Below are 23539 nucleotides of genomic sequence, written 5' to 3' on the forward strand. Positions count from 1 at the left end.
CGAGCCATGACCACTGCGCTGCCGTTCACGTTCTTCGACTGTGACAACCACTATTACGAGGCCGAGGACGCGTTCACGCGCTACATCGACCCGAAGCTCAAGAAACGCGCCATCCAGTGGGCACAGCTCGACGGCCGACAGCGGCTGCTGGTCGGTGGCAGGGTCAATCGATTCATCCCCAACCCGACGTTCGATCCGGTGGGCAAGCCCGGCGCCCTCGACGAGTACTTCCGCGGTCGCAATCCGCATGGTTCCGACCTGAATTCGCTGTTCGGGGAGCTCGAGCCGATCCGGCCGGAGTATCGCAACCGTGACGCGCGGCTGGCGACCATGGATGCCCAGGGCATGCAGGGCTGCATCATGTTGCCCACCCTCGGAGTCGGTATGGAGCAGGCACTGCTTCCCGACTTCGACGCGACGGTCGCCACGTTCCGGGCATTCAACCGCTGGCTGGACGACGACTGGGGATTCGCTTATCAGGAGCGGATTTTTACCGCGCCCTACATCACCATGTGCCGTCCGGCCGAAGCGGTGCGCGAGCTCGAATGGGCGCTGGAACGCGACGCGCGTTTCATCGTCATGATCCCCGGTCCGATCACCACCGAGGTCGGCATGCGTCCGCCCGGCGATCCGATGTTCGACGAATTCTGGCAGCTGGCCAACGATTCCGGGATCACGGTGTGCTACCACTCCGGGGAGACCTACTACTCGAAGTTCATGCCGGCGTGGGGCGAGTCCGACTACATGATGTCCTTCAACGCGCTGCTGGGCTTTCGCAGTCTGTTCAGCGGTGACGCGATCCAGGACACGTTCGCCAACCATCTGCACAACGGGCTGTTCCTACGGTTCCCGAATCTGCGGATCGCCTGTATCGAAAGCGGATCGACGTGGGTGTTTCATCTCTTCGAGAAGCTCACCAAGTCCTGGGGTCAGATCCCGTTTATCTACAAGGAAGATCCGCGCGAAACGTTCAGACGCCACGTCTGGGTGTCGCCGTTCTACGAGGACGAACTGGCCAGTCTGCTCAAGCTGATGGGTGACGACCACATCCTCATGGGTTCGGACTACCCCCACGTCGAAGGTCTGGCCGAGCCGGCGTCCTACATCAAGGACTTGCAGAACTTCGACTACACGCCCGAACAGTGCCGCAAAGTGATGCGAGACAACGGTATCGAGCTGTCGATCCGCCGACCGGTGTAGCTGCCGTTCGTGAAGGTCGCCAAGGCCGGCGTGGTCGCCATGCTGCTGGAGGCCGGCGAGGAGAACGCCGCCGTTCTGCTGGCCCGCTCGACGCTGCCCGATGAGCTCGACACCGACACCGATCTCGACATCCTGCTGACCTTCGGGCTGGAGCGTGATCTCCTCGACGAGGTGGCGCGGATGACGATCGGAGCGATCGAGCCCGACGACGTGAACACCCGCCGCCGGCGCGACCTTCTGGACAAGACCATCTCCCGACGATGGGCCGCCCTCGTCGACCGCTGGGTCACCTAGGCAACTAGGCCCCGATGAACTTCCCGTTGAAGAAGGATTGGTAATCCGGCAGCGTCAGGTTGGCGTCTAGTTTTCCGTTCGACTTCGCCCAATTCCCCAGTGCGGTCAGTTCATCGGCGAGTTGGGGCTTGAGTTGCAGCGTGAAGTCGTATTCCTTGAGGACGCTGGAGACCAGCGCCGAGTCCAGTTTGATGGCCTCCGACACTGCGGCGATCGCCTCCGGCTTCTGGGCGGTCAGGTCCTTGCCCGCTTCGCCGAGCGCGGCGAAGAACGCGGACAGGTCTGCAGCTTTACCATTGGTCGTCGCTTCGGTCGACAGATAGAGGCAGTGATCGACAAACGGGTTGGGATCCTCCAACACCGCGGCGTCGTTGCCGAGAGCTTGGATCACTTGAGTTTGGTACGGCTGGAAGATCGACACGGCGTCCACGTTGCCCTGGGTTGCCGCGGTGACGATGGCCGGGGGTGCGACCTGAACCAGCTTGGCGTCGGTACCGGAATGCTGCACCACCGTGGAGGCGAAGAACGCGCCGCTGGTGCCCAGCGGCGTGCCGATGGTCTTACCGTTCAGGTCGGCCAGCGATGAAATGCCCGCGCTCTTGCGAGCGACCAACCGAAAGCCGTTCCAGCGAGAGCCATCCGCGACGATCCTCAGTTCCGGGGATTTGGTGACCGCCGCCGACGTGGGCACCGCCGCGGCTGTGGCCACGTCGACTTGGCCCGCGGTGAGTGCCTGCAGCGCTTCGACGCCGGTGGAGAAGTTCACCACTTTGATATCGAGACCGTGGGACGTGAAATAGCCGGCCTTCTGCGCGACTGGGACGTGCGACCACGACGGGTCCACGACGTAGGCGACGGTGAGCTGATGAGGGCTAGACGACGTGCTGGACGAGCAGGCCGTGGCGCCCGCAGAGGTGATCGCCAGTGCGGCGAGCGCCGCAACAGCAGTGGTGCGCCGGATGGATGTCACTGTCAATGCTCCTTGCTGGTGGGGACTTTGGTGGGAGTGTCGAGCTGGCGATGCAGCCACCGCCGCAGTTCGCTGTAGCCGGCGAGGTCGGCGAGGCTGTCAGCGGGCCGTGGACGCGGAAGCGGGTTGTCGATCGTGCTGCGGATTTCCCCGTCGGCCAACACGATGATTCGGTCGGACAACCGGATGGCCTCGTCGACGTCATGGGTGACGAACAGGACCGTGCGGCGTAGCCGCGACCACAGGTCAACCACGAGATCCTGCATGCGCAGCCTGGTCTGCGCATCGAGGGCCGCGAACGGCTCGTCCATGAGCATCACCTCGGGCTCGCCGGCCAGCATGCGGGCCAACCCGACGCGCTGGCGCTGGCCTCCGGAGAGCTGACTGGGCCGCCGACCGGCGACCTCGAGCGGAAGACCCACTGCGGTCAGCAGTTCACGAATCCTCGCGCGGTGATGCCGGGCAGGAACACCGGTGGCGCGCAACCCGAACCGGATGTTGGACTCGACGCTCATCCAGGCGAACAGGATGTCGCGCTGGAATGCCATGCCACGGCGGGGATGTGGCCCGGTAACCGGCCTTCCGTCGTCGATCACCTGTCCCTCGGTGGGTGCAAGCAGTCCGGCCAGGCAATACAGCAGCGTCGACTTACCACTGCCCGACGGACCGACCAGAACGGTGAAGGAGCCCGCGGCGACGTCGAGGGTGACATCCCGCAACGCCGGCGCCGCCGTGCCGGCGAAGTGGACGGTCAGGTCGCGGGCTTGCACTGTCATGTCACCGCTCCTCGACCGACCAGGCGATGAGCGGAGCGGTGAGCCGGGCGATGAGCTGATCGGTCAAAGCGCCGAGCACCCCCAGCACCACCAGGCAGAAGATCAGCTGGTCGGCTTGAGAGAACAGCTGCGCCTGGTAGATCCGGAATCCGAGACCGTTGGTGGTGCCTGTCATCTCCGCGACGACAATCACGACGAAAGCCATCGCCGCACCGACCCGAAGGCCCGCGACGACGTCGGGTACAGCCTCCGGAATGACGATGCGGTACAACGTCAACCACCTGCTCGCGCCCAGGCACCGCGCGGCCTTGAGGAAGTCCTCCGGTGTGCTGGACAGTCCGGCATGGCTGCTGATCCAGACCGGCACGAACACGCCGAGCGCGATGACGGTCACCTTGCTGCTCTCGCCAAGGCCGAACCACAGGATCGCCAGCGGGACAAGGCCGATGGTGGGAATCGGGGCAAACAGCCGCAGCACCGGCTGAAGCAGCCGGCGACCCGCACGGGTAACCGAGGTCAACACCGCCAGGCCGAAGCCGATGACCGCGCCGAGGAGGAACCCGCCGACAGCCCGTTGCAGGCTGTGCAGGATATCGGCACCGAGGTCCCCTGATGCCCACAGTGACCATCCCGCGCGGGCGATGGTCGGCACCGTCGGAAACAGTGCCCGGGGAAACACACCGGTGGCCGCGATGATCGACCACACCACCACCGCCAGGCCCAGTCCGAGTGCTGTGGTCCCGGCACGACCGAGCGACGGGTGCACCAGGCGCCGCGCCGGGGCAGCTTCGGTCAGTACGGCACTCACGGGGAGCGCCTGTCCACCGGGTCTTGTGACCGCCCGGTTCCCGCCGGCACCCACTCGAACGGAACGGCCTGCGAACGATAGATGAGTCTGGTCAACGTACGGCGGTCGACCCCGTCGACGGTCGGTGTCTTGACCTCCGGCTCACCTGCGACCGCGTAGTCCTCATACGGCGTGAGGTATTCCCACACCACCTGACCCGACGGGGTGACCTGAAAAATGCGGCCTTGCATGCCCTCGGTGATCAGGGTGTTGCCGTTGGGCAGGCGTTGCGCATTGCTGACGAACGAGCTGAAGAACGTCCAGGCCGGGCGGCCGGAGTCCTCGGCTGTGTACTGCCACACGATCTCGCGGCTCTGCGGATCGATCTCCAGAACGCGTGAGCCTGCATAGATACCAAGGGCCGCAGGCGGATAACCTGCTCCGCCTTGATTGTCGAACACCAGCAGATTGCCTGCGCCGGGCAGCCCGTCGGCGATGAAATGCGGGTTGTGCTGCCCGGAGATCTGGTCCAGCGGCCGGGGCAGCGAGTGTGAGTTGATGCGCTGATGTTGCGCTCCGGCCGGTTCGTCGAAGTAGGGCCCCAGGCGCCACACGATGGCTCCGGTGCGCCTGTCGATCAAGGCGATGATGTTGGCCTTGCGAGAACTGATGAGGATGTTGTCGGGCTGGAAGACGGTGGCTGGATCTGCCCGGTGCCATCGGTTGGGGCCGAGCGTGGAGGCGCTGTTGATCTCCAGGTAGCCCCAGATGTTGTCGGGCTCGCGGGCGACGTTTCGGCGCAGGTAGTCCAAACCTTCGGCACTGAAACCGAATTCGTCGATATGGTCGCCGGCTTTCCATTCCCAGATGATGCTGCCGTCGGGCGCGACCTCGTAGATTCCCTGATCCCCGACGACCTGCGGGCCCAGTGGCTCCACGACGCGGGGGATCGCAACCAGCAGGAGCCGGTTGCCGTTGTCGAGCAGTTGCCAGTCGTGGTTCTGCCGTGCGGCACCGCCGGGGGCCTCAGTTCCCCACTCCCACAGGGTGTCTCCCTCCCAGGACAGCTGGCCGACAGTCCGGTTGGCGTAGATACCGCCGGGAGAGTCGTCCACCTGGCTCAGCTGCACGCCGATATCGCCGATACGTCCGCCGTTCAGGGCAGGGTCGATGATGCGTGCCGGCACTCCCGGGTGCGGCCACTCGTGACGGACGATGCCGTTGAGATCGATCAGCCGGGTGACCCCGTCCGCCCCGGTGTAAAGGACATAGCTGGCATGGGCCAACTCCGGATCGTGATACGTCACCCCACTGAACTGAACAAACGCCATGGCGAGTAGTCCTACCAGCGCCGACACCAGAGGCAGATAGTTCGGATCGCGATGATCTAACCGATTTGCGCACCTGTGCGAGCCGCCTACTCTAAACGATTTGTGCGCACCGGCCAGGATGAGACGAAGCGTGTGACGATCGCCGATATCGCGCGCCGCGCAGGCACGTCGACGGCCGTGGTCAGTTATGTGCTCAATCCCGGCTCACGTCCGGTGTCGGACGCATTACGCGCGCGGGTGACCGAGGCGATGGACGATCTCGACTACCGGCCCGACCGGCACGCCCGCGGATTGCGCCGGCAATCGCAGTGGGGCCAGATCGGTCTACTCGTCCCTGATCTGACGTTCCCGCTCTACGCCGCACTGGCCGGGTCCATCACTCGGCAGGGCCGCGCTCGGCGGCAGCTCGTCATCACCGGTAACACCGGTTTCGATGTGGACACCGAGGCCGAGCTCGTGCGTGGGTTCGCCGACGTCGGGGTCGACAGCTTGCTGGTGACCGGCATCCTCGACGGCGCCGCGTGCGCGCGAATCTGCGGTCTGTCCCGCATCCCGGTGGTCTGGGTACACACCAACCGCGACATCGTCGGTGCGAAAGTCGTAACAGCCGACCATGTTCAAGCCGGCAGGCTGGCCGTCCAGCATCTGATCGAACACGGACGGACGTCGATCGCGTTCGTCGGCGGGTTCACCGAACAGGACACGACCTCCGGTGACCGCGACACCGTGCAACAGCGTTACGCCGGCTACCAGTCGGTCGTCGGCGCCGTTCCCCGGCACGTCCCCACCGACCTAACGCTCAAAGGTGCCTACCGGGAGGTCCGGAAACACCTGGCGGCTTCGGTTCCACCGGACGGCATTGTCGTGGGCACCTATGGACAAGCGGCAGCCGTGCTGCGGGCCCTAGCCGATTCGGGCTTGAAGGTGCCCGATGACGTCGCGGTGGTGGCCTTCGACGGTGACAACCGAAATGCCTACGGCCAGATCATCCTGACCACCGTGCAGCAACCGCTGGAAGCGATGACCGAGGTGGCTCTCGACCTGGCGTTAGGGCTTCGCTCTGAAAGCAATTGTCCCCCAGCCCTGTTCGAGGTGAGCCTCAGCCCTGGTGAGAGCTGTGGATGCGCGGTGCCACCCGGCTACGCGGCGGGCGCGTCCTAGTCGCGTGGCAAAAAATCAGCTCGACGCAATAGCTATCCGGCCCAGCACCGCAGCGTGAACATTGACCCTCGTGTCAACTGAGATCGCGCCGTCCACCGGGTCGGCGACCACACCCGCGGAGCCACAACGCTTCTCTGCCATCGAATCCCGGTCCATCGACTGGATTACGCCGGCCGAGCGCGGCGGCAGCGCATGGCGCGTCAGCCCGCTGTTCTTCATCGCGAACTGGAGCTTCTTCACGATCGCGCTGGGTTTCACCGGTCCGTCCCTCGGGCTGAGCATCGGGTGGGCGATTCTCAGTTCGGCGCTCGGCCTCATCGTCGGCACCTTCTTCATGGCGTTCCACGCCACCCAGGGACCACGGCTGGGCCTGCCCCAGATCATTCAATCCCGAGCGCAATTCGGGTTCTACGGCGTCGTCGTCGTGGTGGCGATGTCGCTGACGTGCTACCTGGCGTTCGGCGTGGTGTACACGATCTTGACGGCCCAGGGACTGAGCCAGATCTTCGGCTGGTCACCGGTGCTGGTCGGTCTCGCGATCAATGTCATCGGTGGCGGGTTCGCGGTCGCCGGCCATGACCACCTGCACCGGGTGTCGCGCTGGGTGTTCTACATCACCGTGCCACTGGTGGCGGTGTTCTCGGTGGCCATTCTGATCGGCAAGGCGGGCGGCACAGCCGCCCCTGCGACGGGCGGTGGCTTTGTCGCGTCGGCGTTCTTCACGGTCTTCGCTGTTTCGGCTGCCTACAACATCGCGCTCGCGCCGGTGGTGTCGGACTACACCCGGTATCTGCCGGTGAAAACACCGTCGCGGTCACTGATCGCGAGTGTCTATGTGGGCGCCGGTGTTTCAGCGCTGTGGCTGATCTCGGTCGGGGCTTGGCTATCCGCGCGCTACAACGCAAGCGACGCACTGGTGGCGCTCAACGACGCGGGCAACGCCGTATTCCACGGTTTCGGCGCTGTGTTGGCACTGGCGTCCGCCGCGACGTTGATCGTCTGCATTGCGACCGCCGCCTACAGCGTCACTCTGCAGTTCCTGACCGGTGTCGACCTCGTCAGGCGCGTCACGCCCTCGCGCGGGCTTCGCATCGGGGTGACGGTTGCCGCCATCGTCATCTACCTTGTCGTGGGCCTCGGATTCGGTGACCACGTGATCAACGCCGCATCAAATGCGTTGTCGCTGATGCTGTTTCTGCTGGTGCCATGGACGGCGGTGAATCTGACCGACTACTTCTTCGTCCGCCGCGGGCATTATGCGATCACTGAGTTGTTCAGCCCGAACGGGGTGTACGGCGGGTGGTCCTGGCGCGGGTTGCTTGCCTACTTCCTTGGATTCGCGGCCATGCTGCCGTTCGCAGTGCTGCCGTTCTTTACCGGACCGGCCGGGGAATGGCTCGGCGGCATCGACGTTTCCTGGCTGGTCGGGCTGGTGGTGTCCTCGGGAAGCTACTTTATCGTCACCCGTCGACTCGACCTCACAGCCGAGCGCGCAGCCATCGAGCGCAGCGATGCGGATCTGCGTTCGCTGGCGGCCGCGCCCGCAGCGGATGCGCACCGCCCGGCTCAGGAATATGGTCTGCTCGACGGAGAGTAGGGCGGAATCAGTGACGAACGCGAAGAAATTTCATCTGGGCTGGTTTGCCAACTTCTGTGTCGACGCATGGAACGACCAGTGGGGTTCAACCGGCGGCGCGGACTGGTCGGGGAGCTTCTACGTCGAACTGGTGCAGCATCTCGAGCGTGCGAAGTTCGATTACCTTCTGCTCGAAGACAAGCTGATGGTCTCCGACGCATACGGCGGGAGCTTCGAGCGTGAGCTCAAACACGCGCTGCACTCCCCCAAACATGACCCTGCGCCGCTGGTTCCGTTGTTGGGCAACGTGACCAAACACCTTGGCCTGGTGGTCACACTGTCCTCGACGTTCTATCCGCCGTTCCTGCTGGCGCGGCTGTGCAGCACCTTGGATCACCTGACCGGCGGGCGCCTCGGCTGGAACATGGTCACCTCGGCCGAAGACCGCTCCGCGCAGAACTTCGGGCTCGATGAGCTGCCGCGGCACGACGAGCGCTACGCCCGCGCCCACGAATACGTCGACCTGGTCCGGCAGCTCTGGAGTTCATGGGAGCCCGATGCGGTGGTTCGTGATCGGGACACCAACACTTTCGCCGACTACACCAAGGTGCACACAATCGATTTCCAGGGGCAGTACTACCGCAGCCGTGGCCCCCTCAATACTGTGCCGTCGCCGCAATATCACCCGGTACTCGCTCAAGCCGGCGGCTCACCGCAGGGCAAGGACTTCGCCGCCAAGTACGCCGACACGGTGGTGGGGACGGCCGCCGACCCGCAGGGCATGATCGCCTATCGCGACGATATCCGCCGGCGGGCAGTCGGATACGGCCGTGACCCCGATTCGATCAAGGTGCTGTTCCTGATCACCCCTCATCTGGCGGACACCGACGAAGAGGCCTTGGCGAAGCTCAACCGCATCGTCACCAACGATTACTACATAGAACGGACATTGGCTCACCTGGCTGCGATCGTCGAAATCGACTTCACCAAATTCGATTTCGACAAACCGCTACCGGACGACCTGGAGACCAACGGTGAGAAGGGATCTCTGGAAGCCTTCATTCAGCGCGGGAGCGGAAAGACGCTGCGGGAGCTGACTGCCGCGTACCTGTCGACCGAGGATGCACTCGCGGGATCGCCCAGCACGGTCGCCGACAAGCTCGAGGCGCTGATGGCCGAAGTGGGCGGTGACGGCTTCCTGATCACCGCCCCTGGCATGCGGCTGACCCGCAAGTACGTGATCGAGGTAGTCGACGGACTGGTACCCGAGTTACAGCGCCGCGGACTGGTTCGCACCGAGTACGACCACACCCTGTTCAAGGACAATCTGTTGTCGTACTGATCACACAGGCCGTTCTGCTACACCCGGTAGGCGAACCATTCGCCCAGGGAAATCATCGCTGACGCTGCGAGGAGACCGATCGGTATGCCGAGCAGCGGCGTCCACCGGATCCGGGTAACGAGATACGCACCCACCAGAGCCGTTGGGGCGCCGACCGCGAGACATACCCAAGGAATCCACACGAGCACATGCTGACCGCGCGCCGACAGCGAGCAGATTCTCTGGGTGCTGCCCTCGTGGCAGCCATCGGTGGCCATCGCGAGCGGGAACATCGAGAGAAACGCGACGAGAAAGCCAGCCGTCAACAGCAGCGCCAGGATCCCGCCGAACCACGCCCAGTGCGAATCGAAACGTCCGTGCCCGGGGCGCTCCCCCCGCGGTTGGGGCCCGCTCATGCGATCACCGTAACTCGCGCGCCGAGCGACGCCCCGTGGTCTTCACATTGGAGCGCTGAATCCCCACCGGTGAGGCACAGTGTCAATGGTGGACATCAACCTCACCGACAAGATCGCCGTCGTCACCGGCGCCAGCAAGGGAATTGGCCTGGCCATCAGTCAGACGTTCGCGGCCGCCGGCGCCCACGTGATCGCCGGTGCGCGGCACAACAGCGACGAGTTGCAGGCCTTGGAGGCGGCCGGCTCGGCGACCTTCGTCGCGGCCGACCTCTCAACCGCCGAAGGACCGAAGGCGTTGATCGCCGCCGCCGCGCAACGCGGTGGCCTCGACATCCTCGTCAACAACACCGGGGCGGTCACGCCCCGATTCGATGGCCTGCTGTCGGTCACCGACGACGACTGGCTGGCCGGATTGTCGGTGAACTTCCTGTCCGCCGTGAGAACTACCCGCGAAGCCATCCCGCACCTGCTCAGTCGCGGCGGCGGATCGATCGTGATGATCGGTTCAGTGAATGCGACGCTGCCGGAGTGGAACATCATCGACTACGGCGCCGCGAAGGCCGCCCTGGCCAACTTTGCCAAGGCCGTCTCGAAGGAGTTCGGCCGCAACGGTATCCGCGTCAATACGATCAGCCCCGGCCCGGTGGCCACTCCCTTGTGGCTGGCCGATGACGGGATCGCCGCGCAGTTTGCGGCCGCCAGCGGCGCCACCCCAGATCAGGTGGTCGACTCCGTGGTCGCAGGATCGGCGACCGGTCGATTCACCACCGCCCAAGAGGTCGCCGACCTCGCGATCTTCCTGGCGGGCGACCACTGCGCCAACATCACCGGCTCCGACATTCGCATCGATGGCGGTTACGTCACCACCCTGTAGGAACCCGCAAGGACCTTTGTGACAACAAAGCTCATTTCCGACGTCTTCATCCACGGGCTGTGGATCCACGCCAGGGTGGCTCCGACACCGAGTTCCACGAGTTCGAAGGTCGCGGCCACTCGTTGACCATGGACGACGGCTGCGGGATGCAAACCTCGATCGGTGACGTTTCCCGCTGCAGAACGGACTGACAAAAGGCGGGAAGCGATGTACGACCTCGAGAACGCGATCCGGGACCGGCGGTCCATCCGCTTGTTTCTCCGTGACAAGCCGGTGCCGGAGGAGTTGATCACCGAATCGCTCGAGCTCGCAATCCGCGCGCCGTCCAACTCCAACATCCAACCGTGGCAAGTGGTCTTCGCTTCCGGGCCGGCCCGTGACCGCCTGGCCGAAGCGCTTCTTGAGCAGGCTGATATCGAGGCGCCCAACGTGCCGCAGCTTCCCGAATCTTTCGCCCACCTCCGCCGGGAGCTGGGGGCACTCGTGTACGGCACCATGGGTATCGCACGCCACGATGCGGAGGCCAGACGCCTTGCGGTGCTGCGCAACTGGGAGTTCTTCCGCGCTCCCCTGGCCGGCATCGTCTGCATGCACCGCGACCTGGACCACGTAGACGCGGTGGGGGTCGGCATGTTCCTGCAGACCTTCTTGCTCGCGCTCACCGCGCGTGGACTCGGCAGCTGCGTTCAGGTCTCGGTGGCCGGCTATCCCGAGGTGCTCCGCGAGCAGCTGGGCATCGGCGAGGAGATGCGCATCCTGTGCGGTGTTGCGATCGGCTATCCCGATCCGGAATTCGCCTGCAATCAGCTGACTGTGCCGCGCAATCCACTCGCCGACAACATCACCTTCATCGACAGCTGATCAGCGGGCCAGGTCCCACTGGCCGAAGTCGGGCGCCAACACGTCGTCGACGTCGACATGCACACCGTCGATGAGCGCACCCGGATCCGACGCTGTGACGACCTCTCTCTGGAAGAGGACGGCGGCAGGCTCGCGCACACCACCCGACCACGCTTTGGTCTGCCAGGCCCAGCGATAGCCGGGCGTCGTGGAATGGCCGACGACGCCGTCCCCGATCGCCCATCCGACCTGCCGCGCCCCGCCGTAGATTCCCGTGCGCTCGACGCCGATCACCGAGTTGATGCCGTGAAACCATTGGATCGCAGTGCTTTTCCAGGTGTCGGAGCTGATGTCCTCGTCGACGCTGAAGAAGATCGGCGCCGAACTCGGGCCACCGGCGGCGCCGTGGATTCGCAGTGCGGTCTGCGCGTCGGCGACTCCCCCGTCGAACCCGCGGGTGAAGTCCGACGGCGTGGGCCAGCCGGGCTTGCCGAACTGGTAACAGCTCACGACGTGCAGTCCGGCGGCGAGGAGTCCGTCGGTGTACTCGCGGGTGACCGGCTTGAAGTCGAAAGTGGCACCCGGTCGCAGCTCGGACACGTACACCAGCGCCCCGTCGTAACCGGCGGCCTTGATCTGCTCGGGGCTCACCAGCCGGTCGGCGAAATCGATGAGCTGCAGTCCATCCGCAGCTGCCCTGGGCGCTCCCAGCACGGCGGCGCCGGCCAGCGCGGTGAGCGCAAACCGAAAGACATCGCGCCGACTCGGCTCAGTCACGACCGCGCCGTGATCAGAGACGGGTCACCCACCCCGATGGTGATCTGCGGATTGGCCGCGGGGTCAAGCCAATTCAATATCGACCGCATCTCGTCGCGGCCGATTGCGACGCATCCCCAGGTGGGATCGTCGTCGGACACGTGCAGGAAGATCCCGGCCAACTTGCCGGGGATGCGGTTCGGGTTGGAGGTGATGTTCACCGCGTAGTCGTAGACCGGGCCGGAGTCGTAGAGGTTCTCCGCGATCGCCGAAGGTTGACCACTACTGCGGACATGGGTGTTGTATCCCGGGGACTTGGGGTCCTCGTCCCACCAGTCCTGGTCGGTGGCCTGGAAGTACGGCATCTTGGTACCGGGGTTGGGCTGGCGTCCGAAGGCCTGGTCGAAGCCGAAGGTGCCTTCCGGAGTGCGGTAGACACCGTCGGCCGGTGCGCCGACGCCCAGTTCGCCGACCTTGGCCGGCGTGGGGCCCAGCACGACCTTCCAGTCCTGCCCCACCCGCTGGAAGGCGGTCAACGTTCCGGTGGTGGCGTTGGCGGCGGGCACGCCGACGACGATCCACTGTGAGGAGTCCGGCGCCGCGTTCGCCGCCGGCGCCAGTAGCAAGCTCAACAGCATTGCCAGGCCGATCCGCACCACGACGCTCGCCACGGCGTTCATGGTAACCGGGGGGTGCGCGCGATCGGCGGTAGCGAAATGGCTTTTCGCCAGGATTGGGCAGTACTGGACCGTACTGCCTGTGCGCTCTATGGTGGGCGCTGTGACCAGGATTGCCGACTACGAGGCGGAATCGTCGCCGTGGTCGGCGCGCGAGGCGGAGCTGCTCGCGGCCACACTGCAGCTGTTGCAACAGCACGGCTATGAGCGCTTGACCGTCGATGCCGTCGCCGCGACCGCCAAAGCGAGCAAGGCCACGGTCTATCGGCGCTGGCCGTCGAAGGGCGAACTGGTGCTGGCCGCCTTCATCGAAGGCGTCCGATGCGCGGCGGTGCGCCCCGACACCGGGTCGCTGCGCGAGGACTTGCTGCGTCTGGGCGAAGCGATCACCGAGCACGCCGCGAAGCACTCCGCCACCATCCGTGCGGTCATGGTGGAGGTGTCCCGCGATCCGGCTTTGCGCGAGGCGATGCAGCACCAATTCCTGGACCAGCGGAAGGCCCTGATCGAGTCGGTGCTGCAACACGCTGTCGACCGCGGCGAGATCAAGGCGGAGGCGATCACCGAAGAACTCTGGGATCTGATGCCCGGGTACCTGATCTTCCGGTCGATCGTCCCCAACCGACCTCCGGATCGGCGGACGGTCCGGGCGATCGTCGACAACGTCATCATCCCCAGCCTCACTCGTCCTATCAGCTGAAACGAAGTGTAGCCTGAGGTGATCCAGTACCGTACCGTACCGCCTAGAGCGATCAGCCCCTGCTGACTGGGAAAAGATCTCTCCCCGCCAAGTAATCGTGCTCGCCGGTTATCGAAAGGCTAACGGGTGCAGAGGGTTTCGACAGAGGCTCCAGACCAGCAGGCCGCTGACCGTTCGCTGACCCACCGGTTTGCGCGGCTGACTCGCGTGCTGTGCATCCCGATCCTGCTCTTCTGGCTGATAGTCGCCGCCCTCAGTAACGCGTTGGTGCCCCAGCTGGAAGTCGTGGGCCAGGAGCAGAACGTGGCGTTGAGTTCGCCCGATTCGCCGTCGCTGAAGGCATTCAAGCGGATCGGCCACGTCTTCGGTGAATTCAATTCCGACAGCGTTGCGATGATCGTGCTCGAGGGAGACCAACCGCTCGGTGCTGACGCACATCGCTACTACGACGAGTTGCTCAAGCGGGTGGCGGCCGACGGTAAACACGTTCAGCACATTCAAGATTTCTGGGGCGATCCCCTGACCGCCGCGGGCGCGCAGAGTCCCGATGGCAAAGCCGCCTATGTGCAGGTCTATCTCTCCGGAAACCAGGGCGAAGCACTATCGCTCGAATCCGTCGACGCTGTCCGCGACATCGTCGATCACACTCCGGCCCCACCCGGGGTGAAGGCCTACGTCACCGGCGCAGCGCCGCAAGTCGCCGACCAGTTCGAGACCGGCGACAAAGGAACCGTGAAAGTCACCCTGCTGACCATCGGGGTGATCGCGATCATGCTGCTGCTGGTCTACCGGTCGGTGGTCACGATGGTGCTGATGCTCATCACGGTGCTGATCGAGATGTCGGCCGCGCGCGGTGTCGTGTCGTTTCTGGCCAACACTGGACTCATCGGGCTGTCCACCTACGCGACCAATCTCTTGACGCTGCTGGTCATTGCGGCCGGCACCGATTACGCGATCTTTCTCGTCGGGCGCTATCACGAAGAACGGTCCGCCGGCGTGGACCGGCAGACGGCGTTCTACGACACCTACCGTGGCACCTCCCACGTCATTCTCGGTTCGGGTCTGACGATCGTCGGCGCCGTCTACTGCTTGGACTTCACCCGCAATCCCTACTTTCGAACGTTGGGTATCCCGTCGGCGATCGGCGTTTCCGTCACGCTCATCGCGGCGCTTACGCTGGCCCCCGCGATCCTGGTGATCGGCAGTCACTTCGGCCTGATGGATCCCAAGCGGCGAGCCAAGACCCGCGGTTGGCGGCGTATCGGTACCGCCATCGTGCGCTGGCCCGGGCCGATCCTCGTCGTATCGCTGGGGATCGCGCTGATCGGCCTGCTGGCACTGCCCGGATACAAGACCAGTTACGACGTCGGGGCCTACATGCCCGCGGACGCCCCCTCGAACGTCGGCTACACCGCCGCGGAACGGCACTTCTCCAAGGCGCGACTCAATCCGGAACTGGTCATGATCGAAGCCGATCACGACCTGCGCAACCCCACCGACATGATCCTGCTGGAACGCGTGGCCAAGGCTGTCTTCCACACGCCCGGCATCGCCTTGGTGCAATCCATTACGCGCCCGCTGGGCACACCCCTCGACCACAGCTCGGTGCCGTTTCAGATCAGTGCTCAAAGCAGCGCCCAGATCAACAACCTGCCCTACCAACAGGCGAGGGCGGCAGACCTGCTCAAGCAGGTCGGCGAGATCGACAAGACGATCAGCATTCTGCGCGAGCAGTACTCCCTGCAGCAGCAGAGTTCTGAAGCCACCCACGAACAGGTCGAAGCGTTCCACAAGACCGTGGAGGTGGCCCAGGATCTGCGCAACAAGATCGCCAATTTCGACGACTTCTTCCGGCCGCTGCGCAACTACTTCTACTGGGAGCCGCACTGTTTCGACATTCCGATCTGCGCGGCGCTGCGATCGGTGTTCGATGCGCTCGACGGCATCGATGCGCTGACCGACCAGTTGGCCAATGTCACAACCAGTTTGGACAAGTTGGATGCGCTCCAGCCGAAGCTGCTGGCCCTGATCCCGCAACAGATCGACAGTCAGCAGGCCAATCGCGATCTGTCGATGACGAACTATGCCACCCAGTCGGGTATCTACGACCAAACGGCGGCGGCACTGCAGAACGCGACGGCCCTCGGGGCGGCGTTCGATGCGTCGAAGACTGACGACTCGTTCTATCTGCCCCCAGAAGTGTTCAGCAACAGCGAGTTCCAACGGGGCCTCAAGCAGTTCCTGTCCCCCGACGGTAAAGCCGCGCGGATGATCGTCACCCACGACGTGGATCCGGCTACGCCCGAAGGACTTGCACATATCGACGCGATCAGGCACTCCGTTCAGGAGGCGGTCAAGGGCACGCCACTGGCCGGGTCGAGCATCTACATCGGCGGCACGGCGTCAACGTACAAGGACATCGCCGATATGGCCAAGTACGACTTGATGATTGCCGGCATCTCCGCGTTGAGCCTGATTCTGCTGATCATGATGTTCGTGACCCGAAGCATCGTGGCCGCACTGGTGATCGTGGGAACGGTGGCCCTGTCGCTGGGGGCATCGTTCGGGCTGTCGGTGCTGGTGTGGCAAGACCTGCTGGGCAAGCCGCTGTATTGGGTGGTTCTCGCGTTGGCGGTGATCCTGCTGCTGGCGGTGGGCTCGGACTACAACCTGTTGTTGATATCGCGGTTCAAAGAAGAGATCGGCGCCGGGTTGAATACCGGCATCATCCGCGCCATGGCCAGCACCGGTGGCGTCGTCACCGCGGCGGGGCTGGTGTTCGCCTTCACCATGGGCTCGTTCGTCTTCAGTGATCTGCTCGTGCTCGGTCAGATCGGCACCACCATCGGGCTGGGGCTGTTGTTCGACACCCTGATTGTGCGGTCGTTCATGACGCCCTCGATCGCCGCGCTGCTCGGCCGGTGGTTCTGGTGGCCGCTACGCGTGCGGCCGCGGCCGGCCAGCACCATGTTGCGGCCCTACGGATCCCGGCCGGCGGTGCGCCAGCTGTTGTTGTGGGACGACTGAGAGCACTGTCAGCTAGAACACATCGTTTCCACATTGAGATCTAGGTTTGTCTCATTTGCAACACGGGTAACTTTAGTAACAGCGCCGTGGTATAGGCGCCGCCCTGACCAGCTAAGAAAGAATCGAATGGATCATCGTGATGAACACAATCCTGTACTTCAGCACCAACGGCCCCGTTTATGAGACACGCGCCTACTCCAAGGCCGATATCGATCGCCTGTTCAAGGGCCGTCAGCTTCACTGCCTGACCAGTCCCGACCGGCAATTCGACTTCTGGTTCAGCCCCTCGTCGCCAGGCTGCCAGAGCCGGATCAACCAGCAAGCAACAGAAGTTCTGCTGGCGACGACCAATTTCACCGCCAAGTCGGTACCGCTTCTGCCCGGCTGTGTCGTCGTCGCCACCCACGATGCGGACGGCGACCTCGACGGGCTGAGCTGGCAGCAGCTCGATCTCCTGGTCCGCAAGAACCGTTCTCTGACCACTCGCGAACTGCGATTGCTGGACAAGAGGATTCAGCGTCAGAACCGGCGCCAGGCCCGGCCCGCCCGCCCCGCCGCCGTCACTCCGATGCCCGTTCCCGCCCCGCTGCGGCGCACACCGGTAACCCACTGAGCACCTGTCTCGGCAGCGGGTAGAGAGGCTGCTGAGACTGCGGTCTTCCGGCCCGAGCCGGGCTTCGCAGGCGGCATAATGCGGTGATGCCGGACACTCCTCGACGTGGGCTCATCAAGCCGACTCCTGCGGAACTGATGGAAGACACCGGCTCAGGGCTGGACTACGGAACGCGGCCCGATCGATTGTTCGGCGATATCGTGGGCGCCGATCGCTTCTTCGTACGGAGCCACGCCGACACACCCGTCATCGACGCCGCCGACTGGGTGTTGCACATTCAGGGCGACGCTGTGCGACAACCGGTTTCGTTCACTTACAACGATCTGCGCACAGGCTTTCCGCTGACGTCCATTGTGCGCACCATTGAGTGCGCGGGCAACCGGCGCGTGCAGTTCGGACGGGAGGTCGGCCAAGCCTTCGAAGGCACCCAGTGGGGACGCACCGCGATCGGCACCGCCGAATGGACCGGCGTTCGGCTGCGCGATGTGCTGGAGTTGGCCGGTATCACGGCGGCCGCTCGCGAAGTCGTACCCGAATCGCTCGACGCGATCAGGGCTCGGCGCCCGCTGCCACTGGCCAAAGCCCTCGCCGACGACACCATCATCGCGTGGGCGATGAACGGCGAAGAGTTGCCGCCTGACCACGGCTTCCCGGCACGGTTGGTCGTATCGGGATGGCTCGGCGCCGCCAGCATCAAATGGCTTGGCCGGATCGACGTCGCCACACACCATGTCGAAGTACCCTGGAACACCATCGATTACGTGATGATCGGGCCGGGCTACCCCGCCGAGAGCGACCAGGCTCGCGGGGCCGCGATCACCGAACCTGCGCTGTCCAGTCTGGTCGAACTGCCATGGCCGGCACACCTGTGCCCCGGCCCGCAGATCATCCGAGGCCGGGCATTCGCCGGTGAGGCTCGAGTCGCCGCCGTCGACTACCAGATCGACGATCAAGCCTGGCAGAGCGCCAACATCACCTCGAATGGCGAACCTGGAATCTGGGCTCGGTGGGAGTTCCGGTGGGATGCCCGGCCGGGCGAGCATGTCCTACGAGTGCGCGCCACCGACGACCGGGGCCGCGTCCAGCCAGATTCCACCCCCTGGAACGAACTGGGCTACATGCACGAATCGGTTCTCGCCCATCCGATCTCAGTGGCCGGCGACTCCTGACGACGTTCCAGCACGGAACGATCCGGGCCTGCATCCGACCAGTTCGGCGCAACCTGACTAGGCTGTGCCAATCGCGATGACTGCTCCTGCTCCCCTCCTCGACGACCCCGGCGATCTGTCCTCCATTCGTGCGCTGGGGTCCGATCCCGACCGGCTGTTCACCACCTTCGCCGGCTGGGCCGAGGCCAACGGCACTCCGCTGTACCCGGCGCAGGAGGAGGCCCTGATCGAATTGGTCAGCGGCGCCAACGTCGTTCTGGCCACGCCGACCGGATCCGGGAAGTCCCTGGTCGCGACTGGGGCGTTGTACGCAGCGCTCGCTGCAGAGCGGCGAAGTTACTACACGGCCCCGATCAAAGCGCTGGTGAGCGAGAAATTCTTCGCGCTCTGCGCGACGTTCGGTGCCGCGAACGTGGGCATGCTCACCGGCGACGCCGCGGTCAACGCGAGCGCGCCGATCATCGCCTGCACCGCGGAGATCCTGGCCAACATCGCGCTTCGCGAGGGCGCGGACGCCGACATCGGCGTGGTCGTGATGGACGAGTTCCACTTCTACGGCGATCCCGATCGAGGCTGGGCCTGGCAGGTGCCGCTCCTGGAGCTGCCGCACGCGCAGTTCCTGTTGATGTCGGCCACGCTCGGCGACGTCAGTTTTCTGCGCGAGGACCTCACCCGTCGCACCGGCAGGCCCACCGCTCTGGTGGCCAACGCGCAGCGTCCGGTGCCGCTGTTCTACTCGTATGCGACCACTCCCATGCACGAGACGATCACCGAACTGCTGCAGACCAAACAGGCGCCGATCTACATCGTCCACTTCACCCAGGCGTCCGCGCTGGAACGGGCCCAGGCGCTGATGAGTGTCAACGTCAGCACCAAGGAGGAGAAAGCTTCGATCGCCGAGCACATCGGCAGCTTTCGGTTCTCGACCGCGTTCGGCTCGACGCTGTCCCGGCTGGTTCGCCACGGTATCGGCGTCCACCATGCCGGGATGCTGCCCAAGTACCGGCGTTTGGTGGAACAGCTTGCGCAAGCTGGCCTGCTCAAAGTCATCTGCGGCACAGACACTTTGGGCGTCGGCATCAACGTGCCGATCCGGACGGTCGTCTTCTCGGCGCTGTCGAAGTACGACGGGACACGCACGCGGCTGCTCAATGCCCGCGAGTTCCATCAAATCGCCGGTCGCGCCGGGCGGGCCGGTTACGACACCGCGGGCACCGTCGTCGTGCAGGCTCCCGACCACGAAGTCGAGAACCTCAAACAGTTCGCCAAAGTCGCCGACGATCCCAAGAAGCGCCGAAAACTGGTGCGCCGCAAGGTACCGGAAGGAATGGTGCCGTGGAGCGAAGCCACCATGACGCGGCTCGTCGACGCCACCCCGGAACCACTGACCAGCAACATGCGGGTGTCCACGGCGATGATCCTCGACGTGGTGGACCGCCCCGGGGACCCGTTCGTCGCGATGCGGCGACTGCTCACCGACAACCACGAGCCCCGCAAGCGCCAGTTACAGCACATCCGGGAAGCCGTCGGCATCGCCCGCTCGCTGCTGCAGGCCGGGGTCCTCGAACGGCTCGACGAACCCCAGGCCGACGGGCGCCGCTACCGGCTGACCGTCGACCTGCCGCCCGACTTCGCCCTCAACCAGCCGCTGTCGACGTTCGCGCTGGCCGCGGTCGGCGTCCTCGATCCCGACTCGGAAACCTTTGCGCTGGATGTTGTTTCGGTGGTCGAAGCAACGCTGGAAGATCCCCGTCAGATTCTGGCGGCGCAGTTGAACAAGGCCAGGGGTGAAGCAGTCGCCGCGATGAAAGCTGACGGCATCGAGTACGACGAGCGCATCGAGCTGCTCGACGACGTCAGCTATCCCAAGCCGCTCGAGGAGCTCCTCGGACACACCTTCGAGGTGTACCTGCACACCAACCCGTGGGCAGCCGACGCCCGGCTGTCGCCGAAATCCGTTGTCCGCGAGATGTGGGAGCGGGCGTTCACCTTCCGTGAGTTTGTCAGCGTCTACGGCCTGACCCGGTCCGAGGGGGCGGTGCTGCGCTACCTGTCCGACGCGTTCAAGGCACTGCGATCCTCGGTGCCGACAGCAGCGCGGACCGAGGAATTCACCGACATCGTCGAGTGGCTCGGCGAACTGGTCCGCCAGGTCGACTCCAGCCTGCTGGACGAGTGGGAAGAGCTCACCAGCCCCGACCAACCGCACGACGTCCCGGTCGCGGTGCCGATGCGTCCACGGCCGGTGACCGGCAATGTGCGGGCCTTCACCGCCATGGTCCGCAACGCTGTGTTCCGGCGGGTGCAGCTGTTCGCCCGGCGACGCTGGCATGAGCTGGGCGAACTGGACGCCGGTTCAGGATGGTCCGCACCGCGCTGGCAGGAGGTCGGGGACGACTACTTCGATGAGCACAGCGACGTGGGCACCGGCGCCGACGCCCGTGGACCTGCCCTGCTGATCATCGACCGGGGGCCCGAGTTGTGGCGGGTGCGGCAGATCCTCGACGACCCGGCCGGCGACCACGACTGGGGCATCGAGGTGGAGGTGGACGTGGACGCCTCGGACGAGGCGGGGACGCCCGTGCTGCGGGTGGTCGACGCCGGCCGTCTGGACTGAGCGACTCGGGATCTGGCTACTCACGCGAACTCTGGACGAGATCGACGGGATGCCGCTATTGTCAGCATCGCTAATTATCTTTTGCGGTGATGTGGGCGGGGGCCGGCGTGACATCCATGAGGCGAGCTGGGCGAATCACGACGTTCGGGTTCGCGGTCGGCGCCGGTTTGCTGATCGCCTCCGGCGCGGGAGCAGCGGTCGCCGCGGCAGCACCCGACGATTCCGGCCAGACGTCGTCCAGTAGTTCCGCCGCGTCGAGTGCATCGGCACCGTCGGCGCGCTCAGCACGCCCGTCCGGCAATACCGCGGCCAAGCCAAAACCGGCTCGCAGTGTCAGTGCCCGAAGCGGCTATTCGCAACCCGTGGTGCAGCTGAAGGCGAAGCGGTCCCTCACTCCGGAGAGCAAGGCGGTCACCCCGGAGACCGACATCGTCGCCGTCGTGCCCGCCAAGCAAGCCTCAGCGAAACGCGCTGCGGCACTGCCGACTCCGGCGCAACTGCAGCAGTCGATCGCCGTCGGCTTGGATGCGGCCCGCCGCAGCCTCGACGAACTACGCGAGAAGATCGAGACACTTGTCCAGAATCAGATCGTCGGCTTCCGGGACAACCTGGTCACCCTGCGTATTGACCTGGATCGGCTGTTCCACCCGAACCGACAGATCATCTACGGCAACTTGGCCAATAGCCAGTATTGGGCGGCCGGCGGCGCGCAAACCTCGGGACTGATGGCCGCGGCGATGGTGATCAGCCAACTCACCGGCCAAACCGTGACCGCGCAGGACATCATCACCGAAGCGACGACCACGGACAGCGTTGCCCAACCCGGCCGGAAGATGTACCTGGGCACCTCAACCAACGACTGGGTGTGGGCACTTGATTCGGTGCAGCTGATGGAAACCCATGGCCTCAAGGTGAGTACCGTCTACTACAGCAAATCCCAACAACAACGCGCGTGGAACGGTCTCCTGGCCGCACTGACAGACGGTAAGTCGGTGATCGTGTCCATCAGCGGCGACGTCCGCTCCGCGATAGATGGCAACACCGCGGTGTGGAACACCGAGCATCAGGCGGTGCTGCTAGGAATCAACATCAGCAAGAATCTGGTGTACCTCAACGACGGCGCCTACCCGGGAGGCGGCGGTCAGAACCTGACCATGTCGATCGATGACTTCTTGGATGCCTGGCAAGCCGGCCGTTACACAGCCATCTTCGCCGAATTGGCGCCTGCCGCAGCACAAGCCACAGCCTCAGAAGAAAGCCTTGCAGCATGACTTCCATCAAGCGGGCTGGGCGAATCACGACCTTCGGGTTCGCCCTCGGCGCCGGTCTACTGATCGCTTCGGGTGCGGGTGCCGCGGTGGCGAGCGCCGCACCCGACGATTCGAGTCATGCGTCGACGAGCAAGTCCTCTGCATCGAGTGCGCGTACGCACAAGCCAGCCGCGGCGGCCGCCACCCGCTCATCCGCGAGGCCCAAGCCGTCCTCGGCATCGGTCGTGCAACTGCCCGCCAAGCGCACAGCAGCAGCGACGAGCCCCTCCACGGTGCGTTCGGTGAGCCTGGTATCCACCGACGCTCCGACCGCTCCGGCCGCTTCCGTGAAACAGTATCGGGCCCAACGCCTTCCCACACCGACCGAGATCGAACAGGTCATCGTGGCCGGCCTGGATGCGGCCCGGCGCACTCTCGACACCATGCGCCGCGATTTCGAGCTACTCGTCAAGCATCAGATCGAAGGCGTCCGCGACAACCTGACGACCCTGCGCTATGACCTGGAGGCCATCTTCGGCCCGAGTCGACATCCAGTGAATCCGGACATTCCGCCGGACGGCACAACGGGAATCATCGGGAACCCCCGCGACAAGGTCGGCTACTTCATCTATCAAGACGGAAAGAACATCTGTCTCTTGGTGTCGTCGGCCATGGTCATGGGCCAGCTTCTGGGACCCGACAAGATGCCGACCGCGGCCGAAATCATCAACGAAGCCGCGACGACACCGAGCACCGTGACAGCCGGGGCCAAGATCTACGACCCGGTGGCGGACTCCTACGTGCAGAACGCCGACGCGTTGGCGCTGCTGGACGCGCACGGCATCACGGCGATGTCCACCCAGTACTCCAAGAACCAGGGCGACCTCGCCTACGCCAACCTCAAGAAAGCATTGATCGACGGCAACTCCGTCATCGTCACGATCAAGGCCCAGATCGCCTGGGGCCAAGGCACCCCTGACATGGCGTATTCGGGCGACCACGCCATCACGGTCTTAGGCATCGACACCGACAAGGACATCATCTTCGTCAATGACGGCGCCTGGAAAAACGGTGGGCAGGGCATGGGCCTCCCGCTGAACACGTTCATGAAGGCGTGGCGGGCCAACGACTACCAGACCATCACCGCGTACGTCACTCCAGCCCAGGATTAGAGGTTTTGCGTC

General features: G+C 64.7%; 21 protein-coding genes. 14 read left to right on the plus strand and 7 right to left on the minus strand.

All coding sequences use genetic code 11. The annotated features are described in order from the left end of the window. Positions 1-6 precede the first annotated feature (6 nt). Together D3H54_RS29260 and D3H54_RS29265 are read left to right on the plus strand one after the other, a co-directional pair. A complete protein-coding gene (locus tag D3H54_RS29260) occupies positions 7-1200 on the plus strand; it encodes an amidohydrolase family protein (protein ID WP_149383146.1) in 1194 nt (397 codons plus the stop codon). A gap of 9 nt (positions 1201-1209) precedes the next feature. Continuing rightward, entirely contained in the window at positions 1210-1494 is a 285-nt protein-coding gene (locus D3H54_RS29265) for a hypothetical protein (protein ID WP_149383147.1), read from the plus strand. Positions 1495-1498: 4 nt separating this feature from the next. Here the strand turns inward: D3H54_RS29265 and D3H54_RS29270 are convergent, their stop codons facing one another. The 4 genes from D3H54_RS29270 to D3H54_RS29285 are packed head-to-tail and all read right to left on the minus strand — an operon-like array spanning position 1499 to position 5358. Continuing rightward, complete coding sequence (locus D3H54_RS29270; RefSeq protein ID WP_149383148.1) at positions 1499-2464, minus strand: ABC transporter substrate-binding protein; 966 nt, start codon at positions 2462-2464, stop codon at positions 1499-1501. 2 nt (positions 2465-2466) lie between these two features. Continuing rightward, positions 2467-3240: an ABC transporter ATP-binding protein gene (locus tag D3H54_RS29275; protein WP_149383149.1), complete on the minus strand. Its 774-nt coding sequence runs from the start codon at positions 3238-3240 to the stop codon at positions 2467-2469. Between the two features lies 1 nt (position 3241). Next, positions 3242-4048, minus strand: a complete 807-nt coding sequence (locus D3H54_RS29280) for an ABC transporter permease (protein WP_286199040.1) — start codon at positions 4046-4048, stop codon at positions 3242-3244. After that, entirely contained in the window at positions 4045-5358 is a 1314-nt protein-coding gene (locus tag D3H54_RS29285; RefSeq protein ID WP_149383150.1) for an aryl-sulfate sulfotransferase, read from the minus strand. Before D3H54_RS29285 ends, D3H54_RS29280 begins: the two co-directional genes overlap by 4 nt. 132 nt (positions 5359-5490) lie before the next feature. On the opposite strand from D3H54_RS29285, the gene D3H54_RS29290 reads away from it, so the two are divergent. The 3 genes from D3H54_RS29290 (at position 5491) to D3H54_RS29300 (ending at position 9437) form a co-directional block, all read left to right on the plus strand. Next, on the plus strand, positions 5491-6519 hold the full coding sequence (locus tag D3H54_RS29290) for a LacI family DNA-binding transcriptional regulator (RefSeq protein ID WP_286199041.1): 1029 nt from the start codon (positions 5491-5493) through the stop codon (positions 6517-6519). A gap of 70 nt (positions 6520-6589) precedes the next feature. Then, positions 6590-8116 carry a purine-cytosine permease family protein gene (locus D3H54_RS29295; RefSeq protein WP_149383151.1) on the plus strand — a complete coding sequence of 509 codons (1527 nt, stop codon included), beginning with the start codon at positions 6590-6592 and terminating at the stop codon, positions 8114-8116. Between the two features lie 10 nt (positions 8117-8126). Next, a complete protein-coding gene (locus D3H54_RS29300; RefSeq protein ID WP_149383152.1) occupies positions 8127-9437 on the plus strand; it encodes an NtaA/DmoA family FMN-dependent monooxygenase in 1311 nt (436 codons plus the stop codon). Positions 9438-9454: 17 nt separating this feature from the next. Here D3H54_RS29300 and D3H54_RS29305 read toward each other — a convergent pair whose 3' ends face one another. Beyond that, positions 9455-9832, minus strand: a complete 378-nt coding sequence (locus tag D3H54_RS29305) for a hypothetical protein (RefSeq protein WP_149383153.1) — start codon at positions 9830-9832, stop codon at positions 9455-9457. Positions 9833-9920: 88 nt separating this feature from the next. Here D3H54_RS29305 and D3H54_RS29310 point away from each other — a divergent pair, with 88 nt between their 5' ends. Both D3H54_RS29310 and D3H54_RS29315 read left to right on the plus strand, forming a co-directional pair. Next, entirely contained in the window at positions 9921-10706 is a 786-nt protein-coding gene (locus D3H54_RS29310; RefSeq protein WP_149383154.1) for an SDR family NAD(P)-dependent oxidoreductase, read from the plus strand. 207 nt (positions 10707-10913) lie between these two features. Beyond that, positions 10914-11567 (plus strand): nitroreductase, encoded by a 654-nt coding sequence (locus D3H54_RS29315; protein ID WP_149383155.1) that lies wholly within the window; start codon positions 10914-10916, stop codon positions 11565-11567. Here the strand turns inward: D3H54_RS29315 and D3H54_RS29320 are convergent, their stop codons facing one another. Continuing rightward, a complete protein-coding gene (locus D3H54_RS29320; protein ID WP_149383156.1) occupies positions 11568-12323 on the minus strand; it encodes a DUF1906 domain-containing protein in 756 nt (251 codons plus the stop codon). Beyond that, positions 12320-12973, minus strand: coding sequence for a L,D-transpeptidase family protein (locus D3H54_RS29325; protein ID WP_432246451.1), 654 nt, complete (start codon positions 12971-12973; stop codon positions 12320-12322). Before D3H54_RS29325 ends, D3H54_RS29320 begins: the two co-directional genes overlap by 4 nt. Positions 12974-13070: 97 nt before the next feature. On the opposite strand from D3H54_RS29325, the gene D3H54_RS29330 reads away from it, so the two are divergent. From D3H54_RS29330 to D3H54_RS29360, 7 genes are all read left to right on the plus strand, one after another. Continuing rightward, entirely contained in the window at positions 13071-13679 is a 609-nt protein-coding gene (locus tag D3H54_RS29330; protein WP_149383826.1) for a TetR-like C-terminal domain-containing protein, read from the plus strand. 177 nt (positions 13680-13856) lie between these two features. Next, positions 13857-16706: an MMPL/RND family transporter gene (locus D3H54_RS29335; RefSeq protein WP_149383827.1), complete on the plus strand. Its 2850-nt coding sequence runs from the start codon at positions 13857-13859 to the stop codon at positions 16704-16706. 139 nt (positions 16707-16845) lie between these two features. Then, positions 16846-17319, plus strand: coding sequence for a hypothetical protein (locus tag D3H54_RS29340; protein WP_149383157.1), 474 nt, complete (start codon positions 16846-16848; stop codon positions 17317-17319). An 86-nt stretch (positions 17320-17405) separates the two neighbouring features. Further along, on the plus strand, positions 17406-18488 hold the full coding sequence (locus D3H54_RS29345; RefSeq protein WP_149383158.1) for a sulfite oxidase: 1083 nt from the start codon (positions 17406-17408) through the stop codon (positions 18486-18488). Positions 18489-18564: 76 nt separating this feature from the next. Beyond that, the gene (locus D3H54_RS29350; protein WP_149383159.1) at positions 18565-21105 is read left to right on the plus strand and encodes a DEAD/DEAH box helicase; all 2541 of its coding nucleotides are present in this window, start codon (positions 18565-18567) and stop codon (positions 21103-21105) included. 116 nt (positions 21106-21221) lie between these two features. Further along, the gene (locus D3H54_RS29355; protein WP_286199043.1) at positions 21222-22376 is read left to right on the plus strand and encodes a C39 family peptidase; all 1155 of its coding nucleotides are present in this window, start codon (positions 21222-21224) and stop codon (positions 22374-22376) included. Further along, a complete protein-coding gene (locus tag D3H54_RS29360) occupies positions 22373-23527 on the plus strand; it encodes a C39 family peptidase (RefSeq protein WP_149383161.1) in 1155 nt (384 codons plus the stop codon). The genes D3H54_RS29355 and D3H54_RS29360 overlap by 4 nt, the downstream gene beginning before the upstream one ends. Positions 23528-23539 lie beyond the last annotated feature (12 nt).

The organism is Mycobacterium sp. ELW1 (genome assembly GCF_008329905.1).
GTDB lineage: Bacteria > Actinomycetota > Actinomycetes > Mycobacteriales > Mycobacteriaceae > Mycobacterium.